20 protein-coding genes and 3 tRNA genes are annotated in these 21,511 nt (G+C 66.4%); 14 read left to right on the top strand and 9 right to left on the bottom strand.

The genetic code is table 11. The features are described from left to right. Positions 1 to 7: 7 nt before the first annotated feature. The 4 genes from ACU5AP_RS06215 to argC all read left to right on the top strand — a co-directional run bounded on the left by ACU5AP_RS06215 (position 8) and on the right by argC (position 2,938). Positions 8 to 439, top strand: a complete 432-nt coding sequence (locus ACU5AP_RS06215) for a molecular chaperone DnaJ (RefSeq protein WP_446680965.1) — start codon at positions 8 to 10, stop codon at positions 437 to 439. Between the two features lie 360 nt (positions 440 to 799). Further along, complete coding sequence (gene rplM / locus ACU5AP_RS06220; protein ID WP_172575532.1) at positions 800 to 1,273, top strand: 50S ribosomal protein L13; 474 nt, start codon at positions 800 to 802, stop codon at positions 1,271 to 1,273. Between the two features lie 2 nt (positions 1,274 to 1,275). Then, complete coding sequence (rpsI, locus tag ACU5AP_RS06225) at positions 1,276 to 1,764, top strand: 30S ribosomal protein S9 (protein ID WP_003165345.1); 489 nt, start codon at positions 1,276 to 1,278, stop codon at positions 1,762 to 1,764. A 238-nt stretch (positions 1,765 to 2,002) separates the two neighbouring features. After that, positions 2,003 to 2,938 carry an N-acetyl-gamma-glutamyl-phosphate reductase gene (argC, locus tag ACU5AP_RS06230; protein ID WP_128720216.1) on the top strand — a complete coding sequence of 312 codons (936 nt, stop codon included), beginning with the start codon at positions 2,003 to 2,005 and terminating at the stop codon, positions 2,936 to 2,938. A 19-nt stretch (positions 2,939 to 2,957) separates the two neighbouring features. On the opposite strand, the gene ACU5AP_RS06235 is transcribed toward argC, so the two are convergent. Next, positions 2,958 to 3,335, bottom strand: a complete 378-nt coding sequence (locus tag ACU5AP_RS06235) for a hypothetical protein (RefSeq protein ID WP_446680966.1) — start codon at positions 3,333 to 3,335, stop codon at positions 2,958 to 2,960. Further along, entirely contained in the window at positions 3,332 to 5,311 is a 1,980-nt protein-coding gene (gene phaC, locus ACU5AP_RS06240) for a class I poly(R)-hydroxyalkanoic acid synthase (protein ID WP_446680967.1), read from the bottom strand. The genes ACU5AP_RS06235 and phaC overlap by 4 nt, the downstream gene beginning before the upstream one ends. Positions 5,312 to 5,375: 64 nt before the next feature. On the opposite strand from phaC, the gene ACU5AP_RS06245 reads away from it, so the two are divergent. The 7 genes from ACU5AP_RS06245 to ACU5AP_RS06275 all read left to right on the top strand — a co-directional run bounded on the left by ACU5AP_RS06245 (position 5,376) and on the right by ACU5AP_RS06275 (position 9,653). Then, a complete protein-coding gene (locus ACU5AP_RS06245; protein WP_446680968.1) occupies positions 5,376 to 5,843 on the top strand; it encodes a hypothetical protein in 468 nt (155 codons plus the stop codon). 159 nt (positions 5,844 to 6,002) lie between these two features. Continuing rightward, on the top strand, positions 6,003 to 7,805 hold the full coding sequence (gene recJ / locus ACU5AP_RS06250) for a single-stranded-DNA-specific exonuclease RecJ (protein WP_128720212.1): 1,803 nt from the start codon (positions 6,003 to 6,005) through the stop codon (positions 7,803 to 7,805). Positions 7,806 to 7,921: 116 nt separating this feature from the next. Then, positions 7,922 to 7,996: transfer RNA gene (locus ACU5AP_RS06255), tRNA-Glu, on the top strand. A gap of 211 nt (positions 7,997 to 8,207) precedes the next feature. Further along, positions 8,208 to 8,282 (top strand) — tRNA-Glu (locus tag ACU5AP_RS06260). A gap of 202 nt (positions 8,283 to 8,484) precedes the next feature. Continuing rightward, a complete protein-coding gene (locus ACU5AP_RS06265; protein ID WP_003165339.1) occupies positions 8,485 to 9,006 on the top strand; it encodes a cold-shock protein in 522 nt (173 codons plus the stop codon). Between the two features lie 26 nt (positions 9,007 to 9,032). Further along, positions 9,033 to 9,509, top strand: coding sequence for a DUF192 domain-containing protein (locus tag ACU5AP_RS06270; RefSeq protein ID WP_223850866.1), 477 nt, complete (start codon positions 9,033 to 9,035; stop codon positions 9,507 to 9,509). Between the two features lie 67 nt (positions 9,510 to 9,576). Next, positions 9,577 to 9,653, top strand: a tRNA-Pro gene (locus ACU5AP_RS06275). 186 nt (positions 9,654 to 9,839) lie between these two features. Here ACU5AP_RS06275 and ACU5AP_RS06280 read toward each other — a convergent pair. Next, positions 9,840 to 10,028 carry a hypothetical protein gene (locus tag ACU5AP_RS06280; RefSeq protein ID WP_157677986.1) on the bottom strand — a complete coding sequence of 63 codons (189 nt, stop codon included), beginning with the start codon at positions 10,026 to 10,028 and terminating at the stop codon, positions 9,840 to 9,842. Between the two features lie 1,695 nt (positions 10,029 to 11,723). Next, positions 11,724 to 12,779 carry a GNAT family N-acetyltransferase gene (locus tag ACU5AP_RS06285; RefSeq protein ID WP_446680969.1) on the bottom strand — a complete coding sequence of 352 codons (1,056 nt, stop codon included), beginning with the start codon at positions 12,777 to 12,779 and terminating at the stop codon, positions 11,724 to 11,726. Positions 12,780 to 13,081: 302 nt separating this feature from the next. Between ACU5AP_RS06285 and ACU5AP_RS06290 the strand changes: the two genes are divergently transcribed. Continuing rightward, positions 13,082 to 13,411, top strand: a complete 330-nt coding sequence (locus ACU5AP_RS06290; protein WP_446680970.1) for a hypothetical protein — start codon at positions 13,082 to 13,084, stop codon at positions 13,409 to 13,411. Between the two features lie 254 nt (positions 13,412 to 13,665). On the opposite strand, the gene ACU5AP_RS06295 is transcribed toward ACU5AP_RS06290, so the two are convergent. After that, positions 13,666 to 14,388 (bottom strand): polysaccharide biosynthesis/export family protein, encoded by a 723-nt coding sequence (locus tag ACU5AP_RS06295; protein WP_128720211.1) that lies wholly within the window; start codon positions 14,386 to 14,388, stop codon positions 13,666 to 13,668. A gap of 126 nt (positions 14,389 to 14,514) precedes the next feature. Here ACU5AP_RS06295 and ACU5AP_RS06300 point away from each other — a divergent pair, with 126 nt between their 5' ends. Both ACU5AP_RS06300 and ACU5AP_RS06305 read left to right on the top strand, forming a co-directional pair. After that, the gene (locus ACU5AP_RS06300; protein ID WP_128720210.1) at positions 14,515 to 15,957 is read left to right on the top strand and encodes a GumC family protein; all 1,443 of its coding nucleotides are present in this window, start codon (positions 14,515 to 14,517) and stop codon (positions 15,955 to 15,957) included. A gap of 47 nt (positions 15,958 to 16,004) precedes the next feature. After that, a complete protein-coding gene (locus ACU5AP_RS06305; RefSeq protein WP_128720209.1) occupies positions 16,005 to 16,706 on the top strand; it encodes a hfsB in 702 nt (233 codons plus the stop codon). A gap of 6 nt (positions 16,707 to 16,712) precedes the next feature. Here the strand turns inward: ACU5AP_RS06305 and ACU5AP_RS06310 are convergent, their stop codons facing one another. From ACU5AP_RS06310 to ACU5AP_RS06325, 4 genes are read right to left on the bottom strand one after another with little or no spacing between them, the layout of a single operon-like run. Continuing rightward, positions 16,713 to 17,666, bottom strand: a complete 954-nt coding sequence (locus ACU5AP_RS06310; protein WP_128720208.1) for a glycosyltransferase family 2 protein — start codon at positions 17,664 to 17,666, stop codon at positions 16,713 to 16,715. Beyond that, positions 17,663 to 18,598, bottom strand: a complete 936-nt coding sequence (locus ACU5AP_RS06315) for a glycosyltransferase family 2 protein (RefSeq protein ID WP_128720207.1) — start codon at positions 18,596 to 18,598, stop codon at positions 17,663 to 17,665. The genes ACU5AP_RS06310 and ACU5AP_RS06315 overlap by 4 nt, the downstream gene beginning before the upstream one ends. Then, complete coding sequence (locus ACU5AP_RS06320; RefSeq protein ID WP_128720206.1) at positions 18,595 to 20,046, bottom strand: lipopolysaccharide biosynthesis protein; 1,452 nt, start codon at positions 20,044 to 20,046, stop codon at positions 18,595 to 18,597. The genes ACU5AP_RS06315 and ACU5AP_RS06320 overlap by 4 nt, the downstream gene beginning before the upstream one ends. Beyond that, a complete protein-coding gene (locus ACU5AP_RS06325; RefSeq protein WP_223850865.1) occupies positions 20,046 to 21,476 on the bottom strand; it encodes an exopolysaccharide biosynthesis polyprenyl glycosylphosphotransferase in 1,431 nt (476 codons plus the stop codon). Before ACU5AP_RS06325 ends, ACU5AP_RS06320 begins: the two co-directional genes overlap by 1 nt. Between the last annotated feature and the right edge of the window lie 35 nt (positions 21,477 to 21,511).

A 21,511-nucleotide genomic window follows, 5' to 3' on the forward strand; every position in this document is an offset into this window, starting at 1 on the left:
TCGCTTCATGGGCCTGATCTGGTTGGGTCTGGCCGCCGTGGCCCTGTGGGCCATGGTGCGTCTGGGCCGCCAGACCGAACGCGCCCGGCGCGGCCACTGGCGCATCTCAGCCACCATATTAAGCGCCGCCCTGCTGGCCGGGGCGGTGTTCGCCGCCGCGCGCGGGGCCTGGCTGATCGCGGGCGGCATGGCGTCTGCGGGCGTCTGGCTGGCCGTGCAGTCGCGCATCCGGCCCGTGGCGGGCAAGGCGGCTCCACCCGCCGAACCCATGAGCAAGGCCGAGGCGCGCTCTATTCTGGGCGTTCCGGCTGATGCGGACGCCCAGGCGATCCACGCCGCATGGCGCAGGCTGATGGCGCGCGCCCACCCGGATCAGGGCGGCACAGAGGGCCTAGCCGCCCGAGTCAACGCCGCGCGGGATCGGCTGCTGAAGAACTAGAAACGTCGCGCCCGTTTTCTCCCTCCCCGTCCCGGGGAGGGTGGCTGAGCCTGAAAGGCGAAGCCGGGTGGGGGCGGCAATGCTGTTCAAGCGCGCGTTCTGTATCACCGAGTCCTCCCCACCCGGTCTCCGCTTCGCTGCGACCACCCTCCCCGGGATGGGGAGGGAGAGGCGCGGCGCGTGGCCCTGCGCTAGGTATTTTAATACCGTATTTAAAATATTGAATAAAATCAGGTACCTACATTAGAATCCCTGCCGCAACTGACATTGACCTTCGGCGCGCGACCCTCTATCACCCCGGCCTCCGCCCGATCCATCTGGTTCGGGCCGCGTTTTTCGTCTTCCAGGACCCTCATCATGCTGAAGAGCACCACGGCTTCGCTGAAGCCGGCCGAGGTCGAGAAGAAGTGGATCCACATCGACGCCGAAGGCGTCGTCGTGGGCCGCCTCGCGACCTTCATCGCCAACCGCCTGCGCGGCAAGCACCTGCCGACCTACACCCCGCACGTTGACTGCGGCGACTACGTCGTCGTCACCAACGTCGACAAGGTGGTGTTCACCGGCAAGAAGACCACGGACAAGGTCTACTATCGCCACACCGGCCACCCGGGCGGCATCAAGGAAACCACCCCGGAGAAGGTTCTGGGCGGTCGTTTCCCCGAGCGCGTCCTCGAGAAGGCCGTTGAGCGCATGCTGCCCAAGGAGTCGCCGCTGGCTCGCAAGCAGATGACCCACCTGCGCCTGTTCGCCGGCGCGGCGCACGAACACGAAGCCCAACAGCCCACGACCATCGACTTCAAGTCGATGTCGTCCAAGAACACCCGGAGCGCCTGAGCATGACCGACGTGACTCAAGACACCGCCGCCGGCTTTGACGCCCTGAAGGGCCTGGGCACCGCCGCCGCCGAGGAAATCGTCCGCGAGCCGAAGATCGACGCCCTGGGCCGTTCGTACTCGACCGGCAAGCGCAAGAACGCCATCGCTCGCGTGTGGGTGAAGCGCGGCACCGGCAAGATCACCGTCAACGGCAAGGACGTGGCGGCTTACTTCGCTCGTCCGGTGCTGCAGATGATGGTCGCCCAGCCGCTGACCGTCTCGGACCGCGCCACGCAATACGACGTGATCTGCACCGTTGAAGGTTCGGGCCTGTCGGGCCAGGCCGGCGCTATCCGCCACGGCCTGTCGCACGCCCTGACCCACTACGAGCCGGAACTGCGCAAGGTTCTGAAGCCGCACGGCTTCCTGACCCGCGACAGCCGCGTCGTCGAGCGTAAGAAGTACGGCCGCGCCAAGGCTCGCCGCAGCTTCCAGTTCTCGAAGCGCTAATCGCCGAACCCGGCGATGGGTTTACGAAGGGGCGCTTCGAGGCAACTCGAAGCGCCTTTTCTTTTGTCCTTCTCCCCTTGTGGGAGAAGGTGGCGGCCGAAGGCCGACGGATGAGGGGTTTCGCTTCGCCGAGATCTCTCGCCTGAAGATCGCCAGAATGTCGCGTCAGTGCGACCCCTCATCCGACCCGCTGCGCGGGCCACCTTCTCCCACAAGGGGAGAAGGGCAGGAGATGCGAATGACCCACACTATCTTCATCGACGGCGAGGCCGGGACCACGGGGCTGGAAATTCGCGAGCGTCTGGAGGCGCGCGGCGATCTGGAGCTGATGCTGCTGGGCGACCGGCGCCGCGATGTCGAGGCGCGGCGCGAGGCGCTGAACAGCGCCGATGCGGTCATCCTGTGCCTGCCCGACGAGGCGGCCATCGAGGCGGTGTCGATGATCGAGACTCCGTCGGTGCGGGTCATCGACGCCTCGACCGCCTATCGCGTGGCGGACGGCTGGACCTATGGCTTCGCCGAGATGGATGCGGGTCAGCGCGCGGCCATCGCCGCCTCGACGCGGGTGTCGAACCCCGGCTGCTATCCCACCGGCTTCATCGGCCTGATGCGGCCGCTGGTGAAGGCGGGGCTGGTGCCGGCCGACTGGCCCGTCACCATCAATGCGGTGTCCGGCTATTCCGGCGGCGGCAAGGCCATGATCGCCGAGTTCGAGGCCGAGGGGGCGTCGACCGCCTTCCGCGCCTATGGTCTGACGCTGAAGCACAAGCATGTGCCGGAAATGACGAAGCACGCGGGACTGTCGCGCCCGGTGTTGTTCTCGCCCGCCGTGGGGAACTATCGCCAGGGAATGCTGGTCGAGGTTCCGCTGCACCTGTCGGCCCTGCCGGAAACGCCCTCGGTCGAGCGGCTGCACGGCGCCCTGGTCGAGGCCTATGAGGGCCAGCATTTCGTCGAGGTGGCCGAGATTGACGAGACCGAGGCCATGACCGGAATCGAGACCGAGGGCCTGAACGGCACCAACCGTATGCGCCTGCACGTCTTCGGTGATCGCGGAGGAGAGCAGGCGCGTCTGGTCGCCCTGCTGGACAACCTGGGCAAGGGCGCCTCGGGCGCGGCGGTCCAGAACCTCAACATCATGCTGGGCCTGGATGAGGCGACCGGCCTCAAGTGAAGCCGGTCCGGGCGCGCGATCAGCGCGCCCGCGCCGCCTTGATCGCTGACTCTACTGTTCCGCCCAAGAAGATGGCGGCGATGATGATCAGCAGGCCGTAGTCGTGGCCGGGAAAAACCACCGGCACGCCCGCCGCCAGGATGATCAGCGCCGGAAACAGGCTGGCCCAGACGGCGGTCGAGGCGGCCTCTGGGTGGATCATCGGCGAGCGTTGAGAGCCCATTCGCTTGGCCATCATGCTGTTAAGCGGCACGAAGGCGGCCGGCACAAGCACTGCGATCACCAGGTACTTCACCAACTGTCCCGGCGCGCCGAATAGGGTCGCGGTGGCGATCAGCAGGACCAGGGGAAAGGCCGTGGTGATCGCCAGCAGCAGGTTGGGCTCGATACGCTTCAAGACTTCACTTTCACATAGGCGCCGGGCGCCGGTTCGATGGGTTTCAGCGGCCCGGCCTTGGGATCGCGCGCGGCGATCTTCTCGCCGGACTTTGCGCCCAGCCAATCGGCCCAGTGCGACCACCAGCTGCCCGGATGCTGTTCCGCTTTCGCTTGCCATTCCTGGAGCGTTTCGGGAAGGGCGGCGTTGACCCAGTGCTGATATTTCTGGGCGGAGGGCGGGTTGATGACCCCGGCGATGTGGCCCGATCCGGCCAGCGTATAGGTCACGGGCCCGCCGAACAGCCGCGCCGAGCGATAGACCGAATTCATCGGCGCGATGTGGTCCTCGCGGCTGGCCTGGAAATAGAGCGGGATGCGGACCTTGGACAGGTCGATGCGCTCGCCGTCGATCTCCAGCTCGCCCTTGGCCAGGGCGTTCTGGCCGTACATCAGGCGCAGGTATTGCAGGTGCAGCCGCTTGGGCATCCGCGTCTGGTCGGCGTTCCACGCCAACAGGTCGAAGGCGGGCGGCGCCTTGCCCATCAGATAGTTGGACACGAAGAAGGACCAGATCAGGTCGTTGGCTCGCAGGGCGTTGAAGGTGTCGGCCATCGCCGTGCCGGGCAGGACGCCGCCCGCCTCGTCCATCAGCCGCTCGATCTCGGCCAGCCAGTGCTCGTCGGTGAACAGCAGCAGGTCGCCCGCCTCGGCGAAGTCGTGCTGGGCGGCGAAGAAGGTGGCGGAGGCGACGCGGTCGTCGCCCTTGGCCGCCATGTGCGCCAGGCTGGCGCCCAGCATGGTGCCGCCGATGCAGTAGCCGACGGTGTTCACATGCGTCTGGCCGGTCTGCTCCAACGTCTTTTCGACCGCGCGATAGACGCCCTTCTTCATGTAATCGTCGAGGCCGAACTCCGCCTTGTCGCGGTCCGGATTGACCCATGAGCAGACGAAGACGGTGAAGCCCTGCGCGCTCAGCCAGCGGATCAGGGAGTTCGCCGGCTGCAGGTCCATGATGTAGAATTTGTTGATCCACGGCGGGAAGATCAGCAGCGGGACGGCATGCTGCTGCTCCGTCGCGGCGTCATACTGGATCAGCTCGAACAACTCGTCGCGCCAGACCACCTGACCCGGCGCCGTGGCGACGTTCTCGCCCAGAACGAAGCGGCCATAGTCGGCCTGGCTGATCTTCAGCGACCCGGCGCCGCGCTCCAGATCGGCGGCGAAGTTCTGCATCCCGCGCACCAGGGATTCGCCGCTGGTCTCGGCCAGGGCCTTCAGCGCCACGGGGTTCGACGCCAGGAAGTTGGCGGGCGAGAAGGCGTCGGTCAGCAGGCGGGTGAAGAACTCCGCCCGACGCTTCACGCGCGGATCGACGTCCTCGACGCTGGAGACCAGACTGTTCATCCAGTCCGAGGTGGCCAGATAGGACTGGCGCATCATGTCGAACATGGGGTTCTCGGACCAGGCCGGATCGCGGAACCGCTTGTCGGACGGGGCGACGCTGTCGACTGTCTCGCCCATCGCCCGGCGGGTCGTGGTCGACCACAGCTCCATGTAGCGGCCGAACAGGTCGGCCTGCGCCTGAAACAGCTTTTCGGGGCGGGCGGCCAGGCTGGTCATGACGGAAGACATGGCCGGGGCCACGTTGAACGGATCCGGCGACAGGGCGGCGGGGCGGTCGGCCTGCGACAGGGCCGCCTCGGCCACCGCCGTCTGGGCCATCATCGCCGCCTTGGCCAGGTTCAGCGACAGGGTCTCGAGCTGCTGGCGCTGTTCGGCGCTGAAGGCCATGAAGTCGGGCGCGGCGTTCGGCGTTTGGGGCGGCGGGGCAGAGGCCTCGGCGGCGGTTTTTTCAGGCGCGGCGGCCTTCATTTCTTCCACAGGGGCGGGCTTCTTGGCGGCGCGCGGCTTGGCCGAGGTGGGACGTCCGGACTTGCGCGGCGCGGCGGGCGCATCCGGCGTGGCGGACGGGGTCTTGGTCGGGCGCTTGGCCATGGGCGCGGAACCTCCGATGGGGGCGCGCGACGCGCACGCCTTCCTCCCGGCGCGATGATGGCATATGTCGTTGCAGGAAATGAACGTGCTGATGCTGAAAAAGACAGGTCTGGCGGCAATGCTGGGCGGAGCCGCGCTGCTGAGCGGCTGCGTCAGCGCCTTCGCGCCTCAAACCGACCCGACCTCGCCCCTGGCGCCGCGCGTGCAGAAACTGGTGGACGAGAACCGCCAGTATCCGCGCTGGGCGGACTTTCCGCGCTCCAGCCAGCCCTTGCCTGGGCCGGAACAGATCGCCGGCCGCGTCGCCACCCTGCAGGGGCGCAGCGCCGCTCTGGGCGCCGAGGTCGCGCGCATCGAGTGGACGTTGAACGAAGACCCGGCCGTCTTCGCCGAATCGATCAACCGCCGCATCGACGCCAGCCAGATGTCGCCTGAAACGGCGCGCACGGCGGAAGAGGTCGAGGCCTACGCCGAGGCGTTGCGTCAGCGCGCCAAGGCGCCGCCTCCCATCGACCGGCCGCGTCCGCAATAGTCGTGGCGGCGGCCCAAGGTCGCCGTTTGGCTTTCGTCGCCCGTCTGGGCGAATCCGGCGATCCTGCCGCTCCGGCCGCGTTTCGCCGACCTGAGTGCGAGGAGCCGTCATGGCCCATGTCCCGTCTGAACCCTTTTGCCGTCTCGGCGGCGCGCTCTGATGGCTGACGGCGCCGTCTCGCCCGCCTTCCTCGACGTGTCCCGATCCCTGTCGGGCCGAGCCTGGCGGCTGCGCCCGGCCGAGGCGGGCGTGACGCGGGCGCATATCCAGGCGCTGGGTCTGGACGAGCCGCTGGCGCGGGCGCTGGCGTCGCGCGGGGTGGCGGCGGAACAGGGCGCCGACTTCCTGAAACCCACGCTCAAGGCGCTGTTCCCCAATCCGTCCAGCTTCATGGACATGGACGCCGCCGCCGCCGCCATCGTCGACGCGCTTCAGGCGCAGGCCAGCATCCACGTCTTCGCCGACTACGACGTGGACGGGGCGTCCAGCGCGGCCCTGCTGGTGCGCTGGTTCCGCACCCTGGGCGCGGACCTGCCCATCTATGTCCCCGACCGCCTGACCGAGGGCTACGGCCCCAGCGCGCGGGCCTTCGATACGCTGAAGGCGCGCGGCGCCGATCTGGTCATCACCGTCGACTGCGGCGCGGCGGCCAATGAGGCGGTGGCCCATGCGGCGGCCATCGGCCTGAAGGTCGTGGTCATCGACCACCACATGATGCGCGAAGAGCCGCCCGCCTGCCTCGCCGTGGTCAATCCGAACCGGCCGGGATGCGGTTCGGGGCAGGGCAATCTGGCGGCGGCGGGGGTGGTCTTCGTCCTGCTGGCCGCCCTGAACCGCGAGGCCCGCGGGCGCGGCCTGTTCGAGGGCAAGGCCGAGCCGGACATTCGCCAGTGGCTGGATCTGGCCGCCATGGGCGCCATCTGCGACGTGACGGGCCTGACCGGCTTCAACCGCGCCCTGACCAGTCTGGGGCTGGGGGTCATGTCGCACTGGCGCAATCCGGGCCTGCGCGCCCTGCTGGCGGCGGCGGGCGCCGAGCCGGGACCGGCCAAGACCAACCACGCGGGCTTCATCCTCGGCCCGCGGATCAATGCGGGCGGCCGCATCGGCAAGTCGGACCTTGGCGCGCGCCTGCTGTCCACCGACGATCCCGATGAGGCGCGGATGCTGGCCCAGGAACTGGACGCCCTAAATGTCGCCCGGCGCGAGGTCGAGGCCGAGGTCACGGAGCAGGCCGTCCGTCGCGTCGAGGCGACCGGCGCCCACGCCGGCGACAGCGCCGCAGTGGTCGTCAGCGGCGAGGACTGGCATCCCGGCGTGGTCGGCATCGTCGCCGGACGCCTGCGCGAACGCTGGAGAAAGCCCGTCATCGTCATCGGCGTCGACGCCGTCAACGGCGTCGGCAAGGGTTCGGGCCGTTCGCAGCCCGGCATGAATCTGGGCCGGGCCGTGCAGGCGGCGTGGAATGAAGGCCTGTTGATCGCGGGCGGCGGACACGCCATGGCGGCGGGGTTGACGGTGGCGGCGGATCGCGTCGACGAACTGCGCGCCTTCCTCAACGAGCGCCTGTCGACCGAGCGCGTCGAGGCCGTGGCCCAGGATTGGGTCGAGGTCGACGCCCTGATCGACCCGCGCGCCGCCACCCGCGATCTGTTCGAGGCGTTCGAGCAACTGGCCCCCTACGGCCCCGCCAACCCGGAGCCCCTGTTCGCGCTGGAAGGGGTTCAGGCGCGCGAGCCGGTCGCCATGAACGGCGGCCATGTGCGGTGCCGCCTGGTGGGCCCTGACGGCGCCTCGGTGCGGGCCATCGCCTGGCGCTGCGCCGACCTGCCGACGGGCAAGGCGCTGCTGGCGGGGCAGGGGGGATTGAACGTGGTCGGGCGGCTTCGGGCGGATGACTGGAGCGGCCGTCGCGGCGTGCAGTTCGAGATCGAGGACGTCGCCGACCCGCGCATGGCTTGAGCACAGTCAGCCTTGGCCGTGAAACGACGCAGGTCTTTGAAAAAGTCGCACAAATCCGCTTCGCCGCGCTTGCCATAAGCGGAATCGGCGGCTATCTACACGGTCCTCCGCGCAGCGGTCCCTTCGTCTATCGGTTAGGACGTCAGGTTTTCAACCTGAAAAGAGGGGTTCGATTCCCCTAGGGACTGCCACGCGGAGTTATCTTTCCCCCCGACAATCGAAGACGTTTCCAGCGGTGATTTCGCGCGCTTGGATGCTGCCGTCTGGATGCTGCCGTCTGGATGCTGATCGGCGCCGTGATCGGGCGCTGAAACGGCGTCTCTGTCGTTTTTTTGAAAAAGCGCGCGACGCCCTCTTGCATCGCCGAAAAGGGACGGCTATCAGGCCGCTCCTCCGCGCAGCGGTCCCTTCGTCTATCGGTTAGGACGTCAGGTTTTCAACCTGAAAAGAGGGGTTCGATTCCCCTAGGGACTGCCACGCGGAGCGAATAACTCCTTCTCCCGTCATTGTTATCTCTTTCACCGAGCCCCTTCGCGCGGCCTTTTCGCGTGCGCGACATTTGCTTGTCGACAATATGGCGCAAAAAGGGCAACTTGTCTGTCCGAGTTGAAAGAACCGTGTTAGTGTAGCTGACCCGCATTGTCGCGGGCGGGGGTTCAAGGTGGCGAGTATTGACGTGATGGAGCCGATTGAGACCGTAAAGGTCGTCGGAAGGGTCAAGTGGTTCGACGCCGGCAAGGGGTACGGCTTCATCGTGCCGGACCAGCCGGATTTGACCGAGGAACGCGACGTGCTGCTGCACGTCACCAGCCTGCGCGACGCAGGCCATGAGATGGCGGGCGAGGGCGCGGCTATCGTCTGCGAATGCGCCAAGCGGGCCAAGGGCTGGCAGGTGATCAATATCGTGGAGTTGGAAGCCAGCGCCGCGCCGGCTCGGCGGGAGCTGACGCGCAGTTCGGCCCACGCCCGACCCGAAGGCCTGCCTGACGGGCCGCTGGAAGCCGCCGTCGTCAAATGGTTCAATCGCACCAAGGGCTATGGATTCGTCGTGCGCGACGGTCAGGCGGGCGATATCTTCGTCCACGTCGAGACGCTGCGCCGCTGCGGGCTGGACGACCTGTTGCCGGGCGATCCGGTGAACGTGCGTTTCGCGGAAGGCCCCAAGGGGCTGGTCGTGGCCGATATCAGACCGGGCGGGTGAGTCTCGTCCGCTAGGGGGACGAAGACATGAACCACAGCCGGCGTCTCATGCTGATCCTGGCGCTTTCGGCCGCAACTGCGACGACGGCCTGCGCGAAGAAGGGGCCGCTGGATGAGAACGGCCGCCCGCTGGAGCCGCTGGCGATCGTCACGGCCTCTGGCGAGCACAAGTTCATGGTGGAGATCGCCGACGACGATGAGGCGCGGCAGCGAGGCCTGATGTTCCGTCCGCCGCTTCCTGACGACCGGGGGATGCTGTTCCAGTTCCCCGCGGCGGGCGAGCAGAGCTTCTGGATGCGCAACACGCCCAGCTCGCTGGACATCATCTACATCGATCCGCGCGGGCGAATCGTTTCGATCGCCAAACACGCCACGCCCAACTCCGATGCTCCGATTCCCTCGAACGGCGCGGCCAATGGCGTGCTCGAACTGCGGGCCGGCCGCACGGATGAGATCGGCGCCAAGCCCGGCGACCAGGTTAAACACCCCTTCTTTCGTCCCTGAGCCACAATAGGACGCCTCATCCGTTGCGGAGGCCGCCTGCTCGTGCCATGAGAGCGCTCCGTCGGTCCGGGGTGTAGCGCAGCCTGGTAGCGCATCTGGTTTGGGACCAGAGGGTCGGAGGTTCGAATCCTCTCGCCCCGACCACGGTTTAAGCTCGTTTGGGCTAGATGAGTTTTACACTCGTCCATAAGGCGGAAGCGCCGCCGTTCGATCGGTTTCGTTGATCAGCGCTCGCTCTTGGTTCCTAAAAACAGACTCTGCGAACGTCCGCAAAGGGTGGAAAGCGGACATTGGACTTGCGTCAAGCGCCGATAGTCCAGCGTATCGTTACTAGGAGGCCAGGGCCCGCGCCTCGGCGCGCGCGTCGCGACGGGCCACGTCACCGCCCATTTCGAATCCCATAGAAAATACCTGCCAGCTAAACAGCGCTATCAACACCAGCAAAGACGCAGTCTGCAAACCGCGGTAGAGGGCGGCTCCCATGGGCCGCGCTTCGATGATCGACCGGCTCTTGCTCAAGAATAGATATCCGAGGATAGACGCTATCATCAGAGTGGATGGCAAAATGTTCACACTTGGCTCCATGCCGGCACTGTAACTCTACACGGGCTGCGTGTGTTCGCCAGTCACGGGCGGCTAAAAACGGGCGGTAAAAAACAACGCCAGAAAGAATGCCCCAAACGTCAGCAATGGGTCGTGAAGCGAAGTTCGCTTAAGGGTGGTTAGTCGACGTTGCCTGTGGCCTCGCATAGTCGCTCGTCCGACAGACGCATCCGCAAAGCTCCGCGTGAGCCGATAAACATGTGGGCGTTCCAAGTGACCACTACCTCATAGTCAGAGGCCCCGTTTAGAATGAGTGCTTCAGGGCTTGTGGCAGCCGGACACTGGAAACGGGCAACAACTCGTTTATTATTCTCGTCAGTCGCCGTGCCTGATATTAGTTCGTCCGACAAAAGCCTAATCTGCGTGCCGGGTTTAACTAGCTCAATCGAGGCGCGACTGAAGAAATCGCTACCTTGGAGCATGTCGAACAAGCGGTCGGAAACGTCGAGCGTTATCGTCACGTTTCCGCTTGAATGAGAAACACTTTCCACACGAGCGGCGACAGGTTCGCTCACACATCCAGCGGTCAATAGGATTGCTGTGATGACAGTCGCGCGTTTGATCATTTCGTTGGATAGTATCGATCCGAAGCCGATTTCCGCAATGGGTCGTGAAGCGAAGTTCGATTAAGGGTGGTTAGCGGACATCATCAGCGTCAGGATGCTGCCATGGTTTTTGAAGTAACATTCGAGCCGGAGCTGCCCGATCACGGTACGGTCGCTCCCCCTAAAAAAGTCAGTTGGGCGTTTGCGTACGGTGTAGCCGACGGCCAGCCCGACCATGATTTACGCTATATGATATGCGATAAGGTCGTCTCATACTGCCCCGCTAGTCTTGCACAAATCCTCACGGACCTGCTTGGAGAGTTGGAAGCTCTTGAAAGCGGGAGATCGCACAATGTCTCCATGAGCGGCTACACTGTTCTGCTAGCTGAATTCGCGGGTGATAAAGTGATTTTCCGTGATCCTGGGCCAGACGGAGACGCAATGGGGAAGATGCCTGTCGCCGATGTCCGTGCCGCATTGCGGAACGCTAGCGCGAGACTATGGGCGTATTTGAAGGCATTGAGCGCCACGACCGCTTAGGGTGGATAGCAGACATTGTGCTGTGCGCTGCAATGCGCCCTCAAACAGCGATCTTCACAGCAAGTTCCAGTGTGGGGCTACGGCTGTAGCCGCCTCCAACCACCACGGATTTTTCACTAGATCAAAAGCTTAGGTGGACGTCCCAGATCTGGGCGTCATCGCCATGAGAACGTTTGGGGATCGAACGGGCCGCTCCGGGAGTGAAGTCCTGGAATAGTTCCGGAGGAAGTTCGGGCGACGTTCTTCTTCGTCTACGAAAGAGGGAGCGAAATGCCTATCTTCTCTGCTTTTTGGAAAAGCTATCCTTGGAAGAACGAGCTAAGGCTCCAGTCGTTTCGCGGCGCTCACGCGGCGCCACCCGCCGTCGCCAGATGCAGTTCCGGGCGGCTGAAGGATTGGCGGCCTGTAGTCCGCCGCAGTCGTGCTTGCACTTCGGCGGCACGTCAAATGGCGCCGGAAGCGCTGATGGCGGACACGTAAAAGAATCTGGCCGCATCTGATGATGCGGCCAGAAAGTGCTGGTTAGCTAGAGGTCCAATTCGCGCTTGCGCGCGAGGAGCGCCTGGAACGCCAGATCATCTGCGAGGGTTTGCAGAGCCCAGAATTCTTCCAGCCACTCCGCTTCGCCCTCCCAGTCGCTTTCGATCAGAAGCCGAACATTCGCCAGTGCGCCTTCGTGGTCGCCAGCGAGCGCTCGTGCTCCGGCCGCATGAAAACGGCTCCAGTTGATCTGCTCGCTGGCCCGCTCGAAATGCACGGCCAGATCGCGACAGTGATCGGGGGTTAGGTCGCCGACATTCTCGGCAGGCAGCCTGCAGCTATAGGCGACATGCCGATCCAGTTCGGAAAGGCCGATTGATCCGCCAATCGCAATGGAGCCCTTGTTGGACGCATGGCTGTGCCACTCGACGCCATGAAGACCGCGCCGAACGCATTCGGCGATCGTCATTGAGGCGACCATGCGTCCAAGCCCCTGTCGCCGGAAGTCAGATTCCGTGCCGACGCCCACTTCGCACCGCTGCCCGCTGACGCTGTCCGTCAGGCTGTGGCTGACAATCCGCCCATTGTGCAGAGCGCAGTACCCGACAGCGAGGTTGAAGAACGCCTCTGGAGAGGTCCACCCTTCAACGCAGTCCTCCAGCGCTTCAATGTTGCCGGGATTCCGGTCGAACAGCGCACGATCGATAGGCAGGATCTCAAATCCTGAGTCGAGCTGGCGCGGCGCCGGCAACGCAACGCCTGCCATATACCCCATGCGAACACGGGGGTGAGGTATTGCGAACGCATTGTTCCACGCCTTGGGAAGGCGTGAACTCCAACGGGGTTCTGTAAAGAGATAGGCCCAGTCAGGGATTATCTCTCGGAGGCCGTCGAAAGTTTCGGCCCCGGCGTGAGGGTTTCCGCCCAGATAGTAGGCGTCGCCGTTGGCTACGACCGCCACCTGAGGATTGGCTGGGTTGTCTACCCAGACCTCGCCGTCAATCGTACCGTCCAGGGCGGACGCGACAGCGACATGGATCGAAGAGAGTTCAGCTAAAGTAGTCTGAGCGACCGAATAGGCCTCTTGCTCGATTTTTTGCATTGATTAAGCGATCCTATGGATGCGGCGCTTTGCGCCTGCACCATCGATGGTGACAAGTGGAACAGATCGTCTGTTCCGCAGGCAGCCGGCATACGCCCGCCGGCGCTCGGCATGGTGTTGGCTGCCATCTTGGTACCCCGCGTATCAATAAAAATGCTGCGATTATTTCGCAGGTTCTGTCCCTGTAATCTGTGTCCCAACGCCACGCAAGTAGAGCGGCTTAGAGCAGGGCTAAAGGCCGGCAAGCGAAGTTCGCTTGAGGGTGGATTGCCGACCTTCGGTTTTGGGGCCACCTTGCTGACATGAGCGACTTGCCAAAAGTGAAGCTATCGCGCTTGCGCGAGATCGGTTGGTCGCTCTGGGATCCCATCGGCCTGCGGGAACTCAGCGATGGCGAGTGGCAAGACGGAGGAGGATGCGCCGACGAATACGACGGCTATCTCCTCCAAGTCGTGGGTCGATTGAGGCGCGGCGAGTCTCTTGCGGACGTGTCCGCTTATCTTGAGGATACCGAGGTCGGGCACATTGGGCTGACGCGGAATTCAACGACCAGTTCTCGTGCGAAGGCTACGGTCGAAGCGATTTCCAACTATCTATCCAGCCTTCCGCCGGGCGCGTTGAAGGTCCACTGAGGGTCGAAAGCGGAATTCCGGTGCGCTTACCATTGTGGACATATCGCCCCGACCACGGTTTAGCCTCCTTCAAGCGGAGGCGTCGTATCGTATGGATTTGAGACCGTCAGCGTGCGACTGCTCAAGAGCGCTTCATAAATCCAGCAGTCGAAACAGCGTCAATGGCGTCGAGCCAGTTGGCCCGCATGGCTGGATCGGCGCTCTCTCCGGTTCCGCCTCGACGCTTGTTTGAAGGGGAAGCGATCCAGCGACCGTCAGGTCGAGGCGTAGCCGCCGTTGATGGCATAGGAGAAGCCGATCGGCAGGGCGGCGCGGAACTGGGTGAAGAAGGCGGCCAGTTCGCCCAGTGTCGAGCGCGGCACGAAGATGATGTCGCCGCGTCGCATCGGCATGATCTCGGCGCGAGGGGCGCTCAGGTCGATCACCTTCATCATGCGGACGTCGCCGGGGCCGCGTCGAATCAGGGCGCAGCGCGAGGATCTGGCGGACGGCAGCACGCCGCCGGCCATGATGACGGCTTGATAGGCGTCGATGTCGCCGGGCATGTCGAACATGCCGGGATTGCGCACCTCGCCGTCGACCCAGACCTTCATCGGGCCGGCCTGGCGCAGCGTCACCTCGACCTCGGGCCGCAGCAGGTGGGGGGCGTAGCCGTAGGAGATGTCGGCCTCCAGCTCGGACAGGCTGCGATCCGCCGCCATGACGTGTCCGAGCAGAGGGAGGGAGACCCGGCCGTCGGGCGCGATCTTCAACTGGCGCGTCAGTTCCGACGCGGTCGGCAAGGCTACCTCGATATCGTCGCCGGGATAGAGCCGGTATTCAGGCTCCACCTCGGTCCAGTCGGCGAAGGGCAGGTTGGGCGGGAAGTCGTCGACCACGGTAGGACGCGGTCGGGCGCCGCCCGCAGGGGCGCCGCCGGCGCATCCGGCCAGTCCGGCGGCCAGCGCCATGAGGATGAGGCGGCGATCAAGATCCATGGTCGGGGACGGTCCAGGCGGAGAATTTTCGTCTTCGGCAAAGCTGACGGCTTATAGGTAACGCGTGGTTAACGCGTGGCCCTCAGTGTGGCGCACAATAGTCATTGACCGAGAAAATCGATCTTCATGCGTTCCTCCCTCGCAGCAGCTCGTCCCCGTTACGGCGTCGTCGACGTCGTGGCCCTGCTGTTCCGCGAGTTGGTGCTGATGATCGTGATCTTTCTGGTGATCGCCGCCATCGGCGCGGCCGTCGTCATGACCATGAAGAAGACCTACACGGCGGGCGCCAGCCTGTTTGTCGGCGTGGGTCAGGAATACGTCTATCAGCCGCGCGTGGGCATGGGCGAACGCGCCATGCCGCCCTCGGCCAGCGAGGTGGCTCAGTCCGAGGCCGCCATCCTGAACAGCCTTGAGGTCAAGCGCCGCGTGGTGCGAGCCCTGGGCGTCGAGAGCTTCCAGGGCGGCGTGCCTTCGACCGAAAGCCCGGCGCGTCAGGAAGCCGCCGCCATCCGCTCGGTGGCCTCTGGCCTGGGCGTAGAGGTCACGCCGCTCAGCCCCGTCGTGGGTCTGAGCTACAAGAGCGGCGATCCGGCTCTGTCGGCGCGCGTGCTGAACACGGTGATCGACCAGTATCTGACCTATCGCCGCGAGGTCTTCCAGGACCGCGCGACCTCGGCCATCCGCACCCAGCGTCAGACCTTCGAGCAGGAGTTGGCCGACGCCGATCGCGCCTATGAGGAGTTCCTGCGCACCAACGCCATCGGCGACTTCACCACGGCCAAGTCCACGGTCGCCAACAGCTATCAGTCCGTCTTCACCGAGCGGATGGGCGTCCAGGCCCAGTTGCAGCAGGCCTCGCAGCGGCTGGCGACCCTGGTGGCGCAACTGGCGCGCACCCCGGCCGAGGTGGCCCTGTATCAAGATCTGAACGTCTCGGCTCAAGACCTGATCCTGCAACTGCGCACCGAGCGTGAGAGCCTGCTGGCTCGCTACCAGCCCGACGCCCAGCCGGTGCGCGAGATCGATTCCAAGATCGCCCAGCTTCAGGCCTATGTCGGCTCGGGCACGGCCGTCGGCGCCAAGGAAGTCCGCACGGGGCCGAACCCCGTCTGGGTCGAGCTGGAGACCACCCGCATCAACGCCCAGGCCGAGCGGGACGCCCTGGGCGCCCGCCTGGCGGTGCTGGATCGCCAACTGGGCGATCTGCGCGCGCGTCAGGCGCGTCTGACCGAGCTGGAGTCGCGCAACTCGACGCTGGCCGGCAACCGTGAAGTGCTGACGGCCTCGATCCGTGAGTTCCAGCAGCGCGAGACGCAGAGCCGCGCCGACAACGAACTGGTCAAGGCGGGCGCCGACAACGTCACTGTCATCGAACGCGCCCAACCGCCGTCGAAGGGCAAGAGCCTGCGCTTCCCGCTTATGATCGCCGTCCTGGCCTTCGCCGGGTTCACGGCCCTGTGCGTTGGCTTGCTGCGGGTCTTCCTGCAGCGCGGCTTCGTCATGCCGGCGACCCTCAGCCGCACGCTTCAGGCTCCGGTCCTGGCCGTGGCCCCCGCCAAGAGCGCCTGAGCCTTGCGCGTGCTAGGCTGGGTCAAAGGGCGCACGTAACGATTCGCATGGTCGATCTGACGACGGAAATGGCGGGACTGTGGGCGGCGCTGGGACCAGCGCCGGCGCATCGCGGCCGCGTGATCCTGTTCGCCGCCGCCCAGACGGGCGAGGGCGTTTCGACCGTGGCGCGCGAGTTCGCCCGCATGGCCGCCGTGCGGGGCCGTCGCCCGGCGTGGCTGGTCGACGGCGATCTGACGCAGCAGGCGCAGATGGAGCAGGTGGCGGCGCAGCCGGACCGCTTCGGGCGGCTGGGGCCGGCGGTTCAGGCCTCTTCGGACGGATCGGCCTTCTATGCGGTGACGCCGCCGATGCGGGATCGCGAAGGACGGCCTGTGGCGCCGGGGCGGCTGATGACGGCCAAGACCTGCTTGGGCGGCCGCCTTTACGTCACGCGGTTCCACAACGAAATCCTGCGGGCCGGTCAACGCGCTGAGGCGATCAACGACGCCCGCTACTGGACCCGCTTGCGCGCACACGCCGACACCGTGGTCATCGACGCCCCTGCGGCGGATCGCAGCGACATGATCCTGACCCTGGCGCCGCTGGCCGACGCCACCGTCCTGGTGGTCGCGGCCGAGACGACCGACGCGGCCGGGCCCGTCGCCCTGCGTGACGAGATCGACGCCCAGGGCGGCCGCATCGCCGGGGTTGTGATGAATCGGGCCAGGTGGAAGCCGCCCGCCTTGCTCAAGCGGTTCATCGGCTAAGCCGAACTAGCCCTGCTCGGCCGCGCGTTTCAGTCGGTCCAACTCGCGTTGGCCGTAGAACTGCGGCTCGAAGCCCTTCATCCAGAGGATCTTGCCCAGTCCCCGCGCCGTACGGTCGGCCATGTCGGCGCGCCTGGCGTGACGGATCAGGCTGAGCGCCAACGTCGCCGCGCCCCAGACCGCCGTCTGCGCGGCGCCCACCGCCATCCAGCGCGCGACGCCGGGCCAGTTCTTCGCCTCTGCGGCGGTCTGGCTGGGCCCCTGGCCATAGGCGAAGGCGCGCGTCAGGGCGTAACGCAGGGTGGCGCGATGGGGTGGGGCGAACTCATCCACCCAGGCGTCGGAGGCCCAGGCGAAACGTCCTCCGCGCGCCTGCAGGGCGGCGAACAGGACGTCGTCCTCGCCGCCGATCTGATCCGACCCGACATGGAAAGGCTGGTCGCCGGGCAGGGCCGTGGCCCGAACCAGCAGGGAGTTGCCGCAACCGTGGGCGTGATCCAGCACGCCGTCCCGGTCCGGTCCGTGACGGCCGAAGAAACGCTCCAGATAGGGCGTGGTCCAGCCTGTGCCCTCGGGCACGCGTCCGCGGATGGGGCCGAAGACGGCGTCGGCGCCGGTCGCCGCTTGGGCGCTCAACAGGGCGGCCAGCCAGTCGGTCGAGGCGGTCTCGTCATCATCGAGGAAGGCGATCAGGGGCGCTGAGGTGGCGGCCAGTCCCGTGTTGCGCGCGGTGGCGACGCCGGGGCGCGGCGCATGGGTCCATATGAGCGGGACGGGCGATTCAGGCCGCAGGGCCTCGACCGTTTCGCGCGAACTGGCCTCGGGGTCGTTGTCGACGACGACGATCTCGCGCAGGCGCATCGTCACGCCTTCCTGAACGAAGACCGAGCGCAAGGCGCGCGTCAGGCTGTCCAGACGGCGCATGGTGGGGATGACGACGGCGACGTCGGGCGCGCTCATATCGCCTCCGCATAGAGGGCCGCGCGGTACAGGCGCAGGGCGAAGGCCCGCAGGCCGGTCGGCAGGACAGGCGCGCGGGCGGCGCCCTTGATCAGGGGGCGCAGCGCCTTCAGTCCCGGCACGGCCTTCAACGCCTTGGCGACGCGATAGCTGGGGTAGGCCGACACGAAGTCGGGGTGGCGCGCTGCGACGCGGGCGAAGTTCGGCGCCGACTGTTCGTATTTGGCGGCCAGGGCCTCGACCGTGTCCAGACCCATGTGGGTGGCGGGATTGTCCAGATGGACGACCTCGAACCTGCGCGAGACGCGCATGGCCCACTCGACGTCTTCCCAGCCCCAGCCGCTGAAACCGGAGTCGAAGGTCTCCGTATCGAAGACGTCGCGGCGGACCAGCAGGTTTGAGGTGAAGACGTATTTCTCGGGCTGTTCGGCGCGCTGGGCCGCGGGGATGCAGTCGGACCGCGCCGCCATGTGGCGATGGACGGCGAAGCGCGCGTCCTGCGGCGCCTGCAACAGGGAGAAGCCGCCGAAGGCCACCGCCGGGCGCGCGTCGCGGGCCAGATCGACCCACGTCTTCAGGAAGCCCGGATGGTCGGGCCTCATGTCGCTGTCCAGGAACAGGAAGGTCTGACCGCGCGCGGCCTGGGCCAGGCGGTTGCGGCCTTCCGAACGGCCCTGATTGGCGTCGAGCGAGATCAGGCGCACGGGCAGGGCCATGCCGTCGATCAGGGCGCTCAGACGCGCGGTCAGCGCGGCGTCCTTGGTGCCGTCGTCGAGCACGATCAGTTCGGCCTGTCCGGCCAGACCGGGCGCCTCGGCGTCCAGACGCTGCAACAGGTCGGTCGGATCGTCGCGCAGGAAGGGAATCAGCACCGACAGGATCGGTCGCGCCTCGGCCCACGCTGAGCTGTCGTGATGAATCGCGAGACTCATGCTGTCTGCCTCCGTGCGCGCAGGAAGGCTTTCAGCCGCACGCTCAGGTCGCGCACCCCGGCCGCGTTTAGGGCGTATGCGACGACGCCGTAGACGATCATGCCGACGCCTGCGTCCAGCATCAGCTCAAGGAAGCCTCCGATCGGCGGCAGCATCATCACGACGCCCGCCATGACGGCGGCGGCCAGACCGCATCGCGCCAGGGCGTTCCACGGCACGGGCAGAGGCAGGATGCGTCGCCCGATGGTCATGGAGGCCGCCAGACCGAGCGCAAAGCTGATCGCCGTCGCCCACGCCGCCCCCATGACGCCGAAGCGCGGGATTAGCAGGACGTTCAGGATGATGTTGCTGCCCGCCGGAATGCTCATGGCCAGCAGCAGCCAGCCGGTGCGACGGCCCAGGGTGAAGGCCTGTCCGAAATAATAGGTCGTCATCCCCGACAGGAAGGCGCCCAGCGCCACCCACGGCGTGACCGAGGCGGCGACCGTGCGCAGGTCTTCGCCGATCATGAACTCGGCCAGCGGCCGCGCCACCAGCGCCACGCCCACGGCGGCGGGCAGGCCGATCAGCACCAGCGTCGAGGCCTGCTCCCGCGCGGCTACTTGAAGATCCTCGCGCCCGCCGCGCTCCAGCGCCATGACCAGAGCAGGCGCCCCGGCCGCGCCCAGCCAGACGAACATGACGTCCAGCGTCCGGTTGGCGATGCTGTAGGCCGCGTGATAGGCGCCGACCGCCGCCTCATTCATGAACAGGGCCAGCAGGAAGCGGTCGGTCGAGGCTAGCACTACCGTCAGCCCCAGACCGACGGCGATCGGATAGCCGTAGACGGCGTAGGCCTTCAGCCGCTGGCGATCCAGCCGTCCGCGCTTCGCCTCGCGCAGTTCGGCGGGCAGGACGAAGGGCAGGGCGGCCAGCGGCGCCAGCAGCATCCCCGCCAGCGGCGCCTCGGCTCCCATCCCCAGCAGGGCCAGGCCGACGCCGAAGGCCAGCCCTGCGACCGCGCTCCAGATGTCGATGGCCGCGGCGGGGCCGACCTCGCCCGCGGCGCGGAACCGCTCCTGCGCCAGCTTCAGGAAGCAGCGCACGGGAATCCCCGCCAGCGCCACCGCCAGCGGCAGGCGGAAGCTGTCCGGCATGGGCCACAGCCAAACCAGCAGCCCGGCTACAGGCACGAAGACGGCGGTGATCAGGAAGGCGGCGCGATACAGGCTGGCGAAATGCCCGGCCATCTGCGTTTCGTCGGACTGGGCCGCCCAGAAGCGGGCCATGGAGGCTTCCAGCCAACTGAACGTCGCCACATGGGCCAGCGTCAGCACCGAATAGGCCAGCGCATAGCGCCCGAAATCCTCGGGCGACAGCAGGCGCGTGAAGATGATGATGGTCAGAAACCCGACCACGCCCTGCACGATATTGGCCGGCAGGTAGCCGAACACCCCCCTCCAGAACATCAGCGCACGGCCATCCTGTCGCCCAGAAGCACGGGAACGGTCACCGCGATGATCCACAGGTCCAGCCAGAAGGACTGACGCTCAATGTATTCGATATCCAGCTGAACCCGGTCGCGCACTTCATCCGCCGTATGCAGCGGCCCGCGCGAACCCTTGATGGCGGCCCAGCCGGTCATGCCGGGCTTGATGCGGTGGCGGTGGGCGTACTCGGCGACCAGACGCGCCGACTCGGCGTCGCCGGTCTTCATGCCGATGGCGTGCGGGCGCGGCCCGACCAGCGACATCTCGCCGCGCAGAACGTTCACCAGCTGCGGCAGTTCGTCCAGGCTGGTGGCGCGCAGGATCTTGCCCAGGCGCGTCACCCGGTCGTCGTCGGCGGTCACCTGACGGCTGGCGGTGGCGTCGGAGGCTTCTTGACGCATGGTGCGGAACTTCCACACCACGATCTCTTCCTGATTGAAGCCGTGGCGGCGCTGGCGGAACAGGGCCGGCCCCTTGCTGTCCATCCGCACGGCCAGGCCGATCAGGAACAGCACAGGGCTGAGCACGACCAGGGCCAGCGCGGACAGGATGATGTCGAGAATGCGCTTGTTGAAGGCGCGGCGCTCGCCGTCCACCGCGCCGCCCAGCAGGGGCAGGGACGCCGAGGCCAGCTTTTCCAGCGCCTCGTTCCGCTGAGCCGCGCCCTTGGGGTCGACCAGCAGGGTCAGGGGAATGGGCAGAACCTCAAGGCGATGGGTCAGGGCGCGGACGCGCGCCTCGGCCTTGGGGTCGATGGCCAGGATGACGCGGTCGATATAGGGCGTCAGCCGATGCTCCAGCAGGGCGTCCGTCCCGCCCAGAACCGGCACCCCGGCCAGGGCGTCGGGCGTGCGGGCCAGCCGATCGTCGAACACGCCAAGGATATTCAGGTCGCGCCGGTCCAGCGCCTCGCGGATCAGGGATTCGGCATGGCGGGTGGCGCCGACCACGACGACGTTGGGCGTCAGATCGCCCCGGCTGCGCCATTGGGCCACTAGCATCCGCCAGATCGTGTGCAGGCCGGTCAGCAGCACTGCGGAGGCGATCGCCCACCAGCCGTATTCCGCCAGCGGAGTTTCGTTATTGGGCAAGGCCAGACCCAGCAGGCAGGCGACCGCGCCGCCCACGCCCGCCACGGCGGCGACCCCGGCCAGATGACGCGCGGGCGCCCGGCTATTGTCAAAACGATACAGGCCCAGCGACCGCATCAGGCCCAGGGTCATCAGCGCGCCGATCAGAATGGGCGCGGCTTCGAGCAGGGTGACGTGCGACAGACCGCCGACGTTCATGCGGCCGATCGCCACAAGGCAGAGGAAGCTCGACGCGACGATGTCGACGCCGCGGAAGTAGAAGACGCGCCGCCGCGCGGCCGCGCGCTGCCGGGTGTTCAGCCAGACGTCCGGCCGCAAGGGGCCGCGTCGAGCCCGACCCGCACGCCCCGCCG

This window comes from Brevundimonas sp. RM1, from assembly GCF_052907225.1.